This window comes from Stenotrophomonas sp. TWI700 (assembly GCF_039673645.1).
GTDB classification, from domain to species: domain Bacteria; phylum Pseudomonadota; class Gammaproteobacteria; order Xanthomonadales; family Xanthomonadaceae; genus Stenotrophomonas; species Stenotrophomonas maltophilia_AA.
Genome location: NZ_JBDJMB010000050.1, coordinates 1 through 8,238 on the forward strand (window position 1 = coordinate 1; position 8,238 = coordinate 8,238).

Here is an 8,238-nt window from a genome sequence, read left to right on the forward strand (position 1 = left end):
GCATCGCAGGTGTTCCGGGGAGCCGGCCAGCGGCCGGCACTACCGGTGGTTCAAGTGCGCGATCGGCGCCCACAAAAAAACGCCCCGGGAAACCGGGGCGTTTTTCGTTGTGTCCGGTTCTATCGGATCGCGCCGATCAGATCTCGACCGGGCCGACGTCCATGCCGTCGTAGTCTTCCACGCCGTTCGCTTCGGCCAGGGCCTGCAGCTCATGGTTGCGGGCGTCCAGCGAGGCTTCGGTGTGCACCTCGGCGCGCTCCACGTGCAGCACGTGGTACGGGGCTTCACCCTCTTCCAGGTCCGGCTCGAACACTTCCACCAGGGTGTAACCGAGCTCGACCAGCTTCTCGCCCAGGCCGTGCAGCGGCTCCGGGGTGGTGTTGACGAAGAAGTAACCCCACAGCATCGGGCCGTTGAGGTCCCAGTCGGTGTTTTCACGGATGTTGGCGAACATCTCGTTGATCGCGGTGATATCCATCTTGCTGTCCTGTATGCGTGTTGCGGTGAGCGCCGGGCACGGCCGACGCTGCGATGGATGTGCTGGGCCGGGCGGCCGCAGGCGTGATGCCGGCGAGCCTACCCGGTTATGGCTTACTTGTCCTTGTCGCAGCCCTGCAGCTTGATGCTCTGGCCCTGCCGGAGCGAATAGGCCGGTGCCTTGAGGCCGTTGGCCCGCGCCAGGGTGGGCACATCGCACTGGAACTTTGCTGCGATCCTGCCCAGGGTCTCGCCTTTGCCGACCTTGTAACTGCGGGCCGGCCTGGCCTTGGGCTTGGCGGCCGGAACAGCGACAGGCGCGGCCGGGGTCACCGCCGGCATGGCCTGGGCCTGGGCGACCGGGACCACGCTGCCTACCGCCACGTTGCCGGTATAGCTGACCGCGGTGGGCCGCACGATCGCGGCATTCAGATCGGCGGTGATCAGCGTGCGGGCCAGATCGGCGCGCGGACCGCTGACGCAGAAGCGGTTGTACAGGCCGGCGATGCGGGTGGTCGCGTTGATGATCGTGCCCGCCGGAATCCAGCCGTCCGCCTCATAGCGCGGATTGAGGTTGCGCAGCGCGCGCATGTAACCGTCGCGGGTGCCGCTGCTGCCCAGGCAGATGGTCAGCTCGTAGATCGTGGTCGACTTGGCCAGGCGGATCGTGGCCGGCTGCGCGCTGATCTTCGGGAACTCCACGCCGTACTGCTGCGGGTGCAGGTAGATCCATGCCGCGGCGATCACCATCGGCACGTAGTCCTTGGTCTCGCCCGGGAACTGGTTGTAGACGCTGTCGGTCCAGAAGCCCTGCCCCGGGTACTGCCGGAACACGCGGATGGCGCGGCCTTCACCGCCGTTGTACCCGGCCAGCGACAGCTCGACGCTGTTGTTGAGCTCGCGCATGCGTTCGTTGAGGTAGGTCGCACTGGCCTCGGCGGCACTGCGCGCATCGAACCGCGTATCGAAGCCGGTGCCGTCCGGGCCCAGCCCGAAACGACGGCCGGTCGCCGGCATGAACTGCATCAGCCCGGCCGCGCCGGCGCGCGAGGACGCATGCACGCGGCCGTTGGATTCCTTGGCCATGATGCCGAACAGCAGCGCCTCGGGCAGGCCGCGCTTCTCCCACTCCGGCCACATCACCGCGCGCAGGTTCTGGTAATTCTCGTAGCTGGTGAGCAGCGCCGGGCGCATGTCGGTCAGCCAGCGGCGGATGCCGGCCTGCACGGCCGGGTTGTACTCGACCATGGTGTCGAAGGCGTGCCGCTTGTCATTGAGCAGCGCCGCGGCGCGGGCAGCTTCAGGGACATCGGCAGCCAATGGCCCGACATGGTCCGGGTCGGCCTCCAGCAGGCTGCCGTCGGCGATGGCCGCGCCGTCTTCGCTGTCCTGCTGGCTGTCGGCGTTGCTCTTGAGCAGGCGCTTGTAGGTCGGCAGCAGATTGCTGACCTGGCAGCCCTTCTGGGCCACGCAGGCGCTGATCACATCCTCCATGTCCTCCAGCGCGGCGTCGGCCTCGTTGGTGCCCTTGGGGTCGGCGTTGTTCACCAGCACCAGCGCCGCGTTGTAGCGCTTCTCGGCGGCCGTCATGCGCTGATCGAGCGCTTCCACCTTGGCCTTGTCGCGGGCGGAGACGCGCTGGGCATGGGCCTCGGGGACGAACGACAGCATCGCGGCGACGGCAAGCAACGGCCAACCACGGACAAGCAAGACAGGAACGGGCATTTTTGGCACTGTGTGCGAACGATGGGGCAGAGTAGCCGTGCCGCTTGCATCGGGGCAACCCGTCTGCCGGCCGGCCCATGCCGACGTTTAGAATCCCGCCTATTCACACTGCGAGTTGACCATGGATCCGATTCTGCTCGGCAAAGGCACCACCGACGATATCCCCGTCACCCTGTTGCCGCGGCTGGGCAACCGGCACGGCCTGGTGGCCGGCGCGACCGGCACCGGCAAGACCGTCACCCTGATGACGCTGGCCGAGGGCTTCTCGCGGATCGGCGTGCCGGTGTTCCTGGCCGATGTGAAGGGTGACGTCTCCGGCCTCGCCGTTGCCGGTGCCGGGACGGATGCGCTGCTGCAGCGCGCGAAGGACCTGGGCGTGGCCGACTATGCGCCCGCCGCCAGCCCGACCCTTTTCTGGGATCTGTACGGCAAGCTCGGCCACCCGGTGCGCACCACGGTGAGCGAAATGGGCCCGACCCTGCTCGCCCGCATCCTGGAGCTCAACGACACCCAGGCCGGCGTGCTGGACATCGTGTTCAAGCTCGCCGACGACCGCGGCCTGCTGCTGCTCGACCTGGATGACCTGCGCGCCCTGCTCGGCCTGGTCGCCGAGGAGCGCAAGGACATCTCCACCGAGTACGGCCTGGTGAGTGCGCAGACGGTCGCGGCGATCCAGCGCTCGCTGCTGCGCCTGTCCCAGGATGGCGGCGAAGCCTTCTTCGGCGAGCCGGCGCTGGAGCTGGCCGACATCATGCGGGTCAACCATGATGGCCGCGGCGTGATCGGCATCCTCGCCGCCGACCAGCTGGTGCTCAAGCCGCGGCTGTATTCGACCTTCCTGCTGTGGCTGCTCTCGGAGCTGTTCGAAACGCTGCCGGAAGTAGGCGACCTGGAGAAGCCCAAACTGGTCTTCATCTTCGATGAGGCGCACCTGCTGTTCGATGACGCACCGCCGGCGCTGGTGCAGCGCATCGAGCAGGTGGTCCGGCTGATCCGCTCCAAGGGCGTGGGCGTGTACTTCTGCTCGCAGTTCCCGGATGACGTGCCGGCCAACATCCTCGGCCAGCTCGGCAACCGCGTGCAGCATGCGCTGCGTGCGTTCACGCCGCGCGACCAGAAAGCGGTGAAGGTCGCCGCCGAAACCTTCGTGCCCAATCCGAAACTGGATGTAGCCGCTACGCTGGCCAAGCTGGGTACCGGTGAAGCGCTGGTGTCCACGCTGCAGGACAAGGGGATTCCCTCGCCCGTGCAGCAGACCCAGATCGCACCACCGCGCTGCCGGATGGGCGCGATCACCGAGGCCGAACGTGCCCAGGTACGTGCCGGCAGCCCGGTCGGCGCCCGCTACGACACCGCGATCAACCGCGAATCCGCCGCGGAACTGTTGGCGCAGCGCGCGCAGAAGACCGTCGAGCAGGCCGATGCGCCGAAGGCCCGCACCCGCCAGCAGGACGAGGCGCAGGAAGGGGGCTTCGGGCAGTCGATCAAGGATGCGATCTTCGGCACCAAGCGCCGCCAGGGCATGATCGAAACCATGGCCAAGCAGACCACGCGCACCGTCGGCACCCGGCTGGGCAACCAGATCGTGCGCGGCCTGCTCGGCGGCATTTTCGGCGGAAAGCGTTGATACTGCGTGTCGCGCCCTGTGGCGCGGCACCTTTTGACGAGCACAAGCAGACCTGATGTCGCGTTGGCGTCCCCCCGCGGAAAAAAGCACGGCCCTGATCACCGCACAGGGCCACCAGCGGCTGAAGACCGAACTGGATGAGCTGTGGCGTCACAAGCGCCCCGAAGTGGTGAAGGCACTGGCGGCGGCCGCCGCGGAAGGCGACCGCTCCGAGAATGCCGAGTACACCTACCGCAAGAAGCAGCTCGGTGAGATCGATCGGCGCGTGCGCTACCTGACCAAGCGGCTGGAGGCGCTGCGGATCGTCGACACCGCGCCGACCGATCCGAACGCGGTGTTCTTCGGTGCGACGGTTGAGCTGGAGAACGTCGACTCGGGCGACATCCACGTGTATCGCATCGTGGGCCCGGACGAGACCGACGCCGGTGCGGGCTGGATCAGCATCGATTCGCCATTGGCGCGTGCGCTGTTGAAGAAGCGCGTGGACGATGAGTTCGAGGTGGAGCTGCCGAGCGGGCGCCACGGGTTCGCGATCCTATCGGTGGCGTATCCGGGCTGACCGGGAGCGCATTCACGCATGGCGTGAATCTACCGCAGCGCTGCGGGATACACGCGCCCTTCGCGCAGCGGCCGGAAGTACTCGATCTGCGCGTAGAACCCCCCATCCTGGTGGACGTGCCACCCGGGTATCCCGGCCAGCGGCAAGGGCCGCAGCTGCAGCGGATCAGTGAGCACCGCACCGTCCGTGATCGCCCGCGCTGCCACGGCGATCGCGGCGGCATCGTCATCGCCCTGCACCACCACGCACTTGCCGACCAGCAGGCGCTCCGGCAACAGGGCCTGCTCCATCAGCGCATGCCCGATCACCGCCGCGACCGCGATCCCACCGGTGCGCCAGTGCCCTGCCCCCTCCACGAACAGCGCCGGCCAGTCGTGCCGGTCCCATGCGCCCAGCAGCGCCGGATCGCGCACACGCACGATGACGCCGGTCTCGTCGAACTGGGTCAGTGCCGCCTGCGCGCGGTTGCGCTGCCCCGGTGCCATCGCCGCGACATGCCGGCACTGCTGCCGGTTGAGCGCCTGTTTGATGGACGGGTAACGCGCCCAGACCAGGGCATTGAACAGGTCGTGCCAGTTATCCGCACGGGTAGCGATCCGGCCGCGCCCGGCGATGCGCGTTTCATAGTGCAGGCCGTCGGCGAGCAGCGCCTCGTCCTGCTCGACCAGATGCTTGTCCGGCAATGCGAGGCGCGCGTCGAGCGCTGCGACGGTGGGCCAGTCGGGCGCCACCATCAGGTCCTGGAACCCGCCCAGCCCCGCGTAGATCGGCTGTGCGAAGCAGGCCGCCTCCACCGCATCGCGCGGCGGCGCGATGAAGCGGCGTCGACCGCCGCTATCGGCCGTCGACGCCGATGCGGTCACAACACCTGCAGATCGAACGGCTTGCGCGCTTCGGCGGCGATGATCGCGTCACCGAACAGGTCGTGATCGTCGCTCTCGGTGATCTCGACATCGACGAACTGGCCGATACGCAGCTTGGCTTCGTCGGCATTCTGGATATGCACCAGGCCGTCGATCTCCGGCGCATCCGCCTTCGAACGCGCCACCGCGATGCCGTCTTCGATGGCATCGACCAGGCACTGCTGCACGGTGCCGATCTTGGCTTCCAGGCGCGCGGCGGAAATCTCCGCCTGGCGCTCCATGAAGCGGGCCAGGCGCTCCTGCTTCACTTCTTCGGGCACCGCACCGGGCAGGTCATTGGCGGTCGCACCGGTGACCGGCGAGTAGGCGAACGCACCGACGCGATCCAGCTGCGCCTCGTCCAGGAAGCTGAGCAGCTCCTCGAACTCGGCATCGGTCTCGCCCGGGAAGCCGACGATGAAGGTCGAGCGCACGGTGATGTCCGGGCACAGCTGGCGCCAGCGCTGCACACGCTCCAGGGTCTTGTCGACCGCGCCCGGCCGCTTCATCAGCTTGAGGATGCGCGGACTGGCGTGCTGGAACGGGATGTCCAGGTACGGCAGGATCCGGTTCTCGGCCATGAGTGGCACGATCTCGTCCACGTGTGGGTACGGGTAGACGTAATGCATGCGGGTCCAGGCATCGAGCTCGGACAGGCCTTCGCAGAGCGCCTTCAACCGGGTCTGGTAGGCCTTGTCGCGCCACATGCGTTCGGCGTACTTGACGTCCACGCCATAGGCCGAGGTGTCCTGCGAGACCACCAGCAGTTCCTTGACGCCACCGCGCACCAGCCGCTCGGCCTCGCGCAGCACCTCATCGACCGGGCGCGAGACCAGCTTGCCGCGCATCGAGGGGATGATGCAGAAACTGCACTTGTGGTTGCAGCCTTCGGAAATCTTCAGATACGCGTAATGGCGCGGGGTCAGCTTGATGCCGTAATCGGGCACCAGGTCCACGAACGGATCGTGCTTGGGCGGCAGCGCGGCATGCACGGCCTCCATCACGCTCATGTAGTCCTGCGGACCGGAGACCGCCAGCACGTTCGGGTAGGCCTCGCGGATCTGCTCCGGGCGCTTGCCCAGGCAGCCGGTGACGATCACCTTGCCGTTGGCGTTCATCGCCTCGCCGATCGCATCCAGCGACTCGGTCACGGCCGAATCGATGAAGCCGCAGGTGTTGACCACCACCACGTCGGCCGAGTCGTAGGAGGGAACGATGTCGTAACCCTCGGACCGCAGCTGGGTGAGGATGCGCTCGGAATCGACAAGGGCCTTCGGGCAGCCAAGGCTGACGAAGCCGACTTTGGGGTTCAGCTGGGACATGGATCGCAAGGACTCTGGGGGCCTGGGCCCATGCCGGAATGGCGTGGGGACCTGGGGCCGGAAACGGCGGCAAGTATACCGGCGTTCAGTCCGCGCCCCTGAACCGGATCGGGCCGATCCCGCCAGATACGGCATCCCCCCCTGACATCGCGCTAACCCGCGCGGGGCCGATAATGAATGCCTGAACCAGCTGGAGTTTCGCACCATGGGTGAGTGGGTCACGCTCGATACGCATTACGGACCGGTCCGCGCCTGGCAGGCAACGCCGGAAGGCAAGCCGCGCGGGGGCCTGGTGGTGATCCAGGAGATCTTCGGCGCCAACCCGCACATCCGCGCGGTGGCCGACGACTACGCCACCAAGGGCTATGCAGTGCTGGCCCCGTCGTTCTTCGATCTGGCCGAGTCGGCGCCGGACGGCACCGAACCGCCGGAACTGCCTTACGACAGCGATGGCGTGGCCGCCGGCCTGGCCATGGTCGACGCGCTCGGGGTCGAAAAGGCGCTGGAGATCGTCCGCGCGGCCGCGTCGCGGCTGGCCCCGGCCGGGAAGGTCGGCACGGTCGGCTATTGCTGGGGCGGCAGCATCGCCCTGCTCTCCGCACTGCGCCTGGGCCTGCCCTCGGTCAGCTATTACGGCGCCCGCAACGTGAAGTACCTGGACGAAACGCCCAAGGCGCCGGTCATGTTCCACTTCGGCGCCCAGGACAAGAGCATCCCGCCGGCGGCGATCAAGGCCCACCGCGAAAAGCTCCCGCACATGGCCACCTTCGTCTACCCGGCCGATCACGCCTTCAACCGCAGCGTCGGACATGCGTATGATCCAGACAGCGCCCACCTGGCGCTGGAACGCACCCTGGACTTCTTTGCGGAGCATCTTGGATGAGCGAGTTCGAACTGGATTCACGCCTGGCCACCGACAGCGTACTGGTAGCAGAAGGGCCGTTATCGCAAGTGCGATTGATGAACGATGAAAGGTATCCGTGGCTGATCCTGGTCCCGCGCCTGACCGGCGTGACCGAATGGATCGACCTGGACGGCGAGCAGCAGGACAAGCTGCGCACCGAATTGAACCGGGCGTGCAAGGCGCTCAAAGGCACCGATGGGGTCGAGAAGATCAACATCGGCTCGCTGGGCAACATTGTCCGCCAGCTGCATTTCCACGTGATCGGCCGCCATGTCGGCGATCCAGCGTGGCCGGGCCCGGTCTGGGGCCAGGGGCAGGCGCACCGTTTTGATCCGGGCGTGCTGGCCGAGCGTGTCGCGCACTGGAAGGAACGGCTAGGATATTCGCCCCAGCCCTAGCGGACCCTGCCCCTGATGCGTTCCAACCTTGTCGCCGCCATCGTCCTGATCCTCGTTGGCCTGTTCCTGCTGGCCAGCAATCTGGGCTGGACCAACATGAACATGGGAAAGCTGATTCTCACCTGGTGGCCGGTGGTCCTGGTGGCGGTCGGCATCGGGTTGCTGTTCGGCCGCAAGTAACGCCGGCCGCTGGCCGGCAAGCATTGAAACGGCGGTAGTACTACGGTAGTACCGGCCGCTGGCCGGCAAGCTGGAACAACGGTAGTGGGGCGGGGGCGGGGGGGCGGGAAGGTTAGAAAGGGAGCAGCAGGGGGGGGGCCGGCA

9 protein-coding genes are annotated in these 8,238 nt (G+C 67.2%); 5 read left to right on the plus strand and 4 right to left on the minus strand.

Features of this window, described 5'->3' with window-relative positions; genetic code table 11:
• Positions 1-136: 136 nt before the first annotated feature.
• Entirely contained in the window at positions 137-478 is a 342-nt protein-coding gene (locus ABE473_RS18465) for a ribonuclease E inhibitor RraB (RefSeq protein ID WP_176989277.1), read from the minus strand.
• Positions 479-591: 113 nt separating this feature from the next.
• Positions 592-2,202 (minus strand): transglycosylase SLT domain-containing protein, encoded by a 1,611-nt coding sequence (locus tag ABE473_RS18470; protein WP_346490497.1) that lies wholly within the window; start codon positions 2,200-2,202, stop codon positions 592-594.
• Positions 2,203-2,323: 121 nt separating this feature from the next.
• Here ABE473_RS18470 and ABE473_RS18475 point away from each other — a divergent pair, with 121 nt between their 5' ends.
• Positions 2,324-3,829, plus strand: coding sequence for a helicase HerA-like domain-containing protein (locus tag ABE473_RS18475; RefSeq protein ID WP_346490498.1), 1,506 nt, complete (start codon positions 2,324-2,326; stop codon positions 3,827-3,829).
• Between the two features lie 55 nt (positions 3,830-3,884).
• Positions 3,885-4,388, plus strand: coding sequence for a transcription elongation factor GreB (gene greB, locus ABE473_RS18480; protein ID WP_019182651.1), 504 nt, complete (start codon positions 3,885-3,887; stop codon positions 4,386-4,388).
• Positions 4,389-4,417: 29 nt separating this feature from the next.
• Here the strand turns inward: greB and ABE473_RS18485 are convergent, their stop codons facing one another.
• Positions 4,418-5,251 carry a DUF3025 domain-containing protein gene (locus ABE473_RS18485; RefSeq protein WP_346490499.1) on the minus strand — a complete coding sequence of 278 codons (834 nt, stop codon included), beginning with the start codon at positions 5,249-5,251 and terminating at the stop codon, positions 4,418-4,420.
• Complete coding sequence (gene rimO / locus ABE473_RS18490; RefSeq protein ID WP_346490500.1) at positions 5,248-6,612, minus strand: 30S ribosomal protein S12 methylthiotransferase RimO; 1,365 nt, start codon at positions 6,610-6,612, stop codon at positions 5,248-5,250. Before rimO ends, ABE473_RS18485 begins: the two co-directional genes overlap by 4 nt.
• Positions 6,613-6,817: 205 nt before the next feature.
• Between rimO and ABE473_RS18495 the strand changes: the two genes are divergently transcribed.
• Genes ABE473_RS18495 through ABE473_RS18505 form a run of 3 tightly spaced genes read left to right on the plus strand, consistent with a single transcriptional unit; the run spans position 6,818 to position 8,094 of the window.
• Positions 6,818-7,495 (plus strand): dienelactone hydrolase family protein, encoded by a 678-nt coding sequence (locus ABE473_RS18495; RefSeq protein ID WP_346490501.1) that lies wholly within the window; start codon positions 6,818-6,820, stop codon positions 7,493-7,495.
• Entirely contained in the window at positions 7,492-7,914 is a 423-nt protein-coding gene (locus ABE473_RS18500; RefSeq protein WP_346490502.1) for an HIT family protein, read from the plus strand. The genes ABE473_RS18495 and ABE473_RS18500 overlap by 4 nt, the downstream gene beginning before the upstream one ends.
• 15 nt (positions 7,915-7,929) lie before the next feature.
• Positions 7,930-8,094, plus strand: coding sequence for a DUF5668 domain-containing protein (locus ABE473_RS18505; protein ID WP_167390309.1), 165 nt, complete (start codon positions 7,930-7,932; stop codon positions 8,092-8,094).
• Positions 8,095-8,238 lie beyond the last annotated feature (144 nt).

Excerpts from the sequence above, each read along its gene's own strand:
- ABE473_RS18465 (WP_176989277.1), bottom strand. The coding sequence starts at position 478 with ATGGATATCACCGCGATCAACGAGATGTTCGCCAACATCCGTGAAAAC.
- ABE473_RS18470 (WP_346490497.1), bottom strand. The coding sequence starts at position 2,202 with ATGCCCGTTCCTGTCTTGCTTGTCCGTGGTTGGCCGTTGCTTGCCGTC.
- ABE473_RS18475 (WP_346490498.1), top strand. The coding sequence starts at position 2,324 with ATGGATCCGATTCTGCTCGGCAAAGGCACCACCGACGATATCCCCGTC.
- greB (WP_019182651.1), top strand. The coding sequence starts at position 3,885 with ATGTCGCGTTGGCGTCCCCCCGCGGAAAAAAGCACGGCCCTGATCACC.
- rimO (WP_346490500.1), bottom strand. The coding sequence starts at position 6,612 with ATGTCCCAGCTGAACCCCAAAGTCGGCTTCGTCAGCCTTGGCTGCCCG.
- ABE473_RS18495 (WP_346490501.1), top strand. The coding sequence starts at position 6,818 with ATGGGTGAGTGGGTCACGCTCGATACGCATTACGGACCGGTCCGCGCC.
- ABE473_RS18500 (WP_346490502.1), top strand. The coding sequence starts at position 7,492 with ATGAGCGAGTTCGAACTGGATTCACGCCTGGCCACCGACAGCGTACTG.
- ABE473_RS18505 (WP_167390309.1), top strand. The coding sequence starts at position 7,930 with ATGCGTTCCAACCTTGTCGCCGCCATCGTCCTGATCCTCGTTGGCCTG.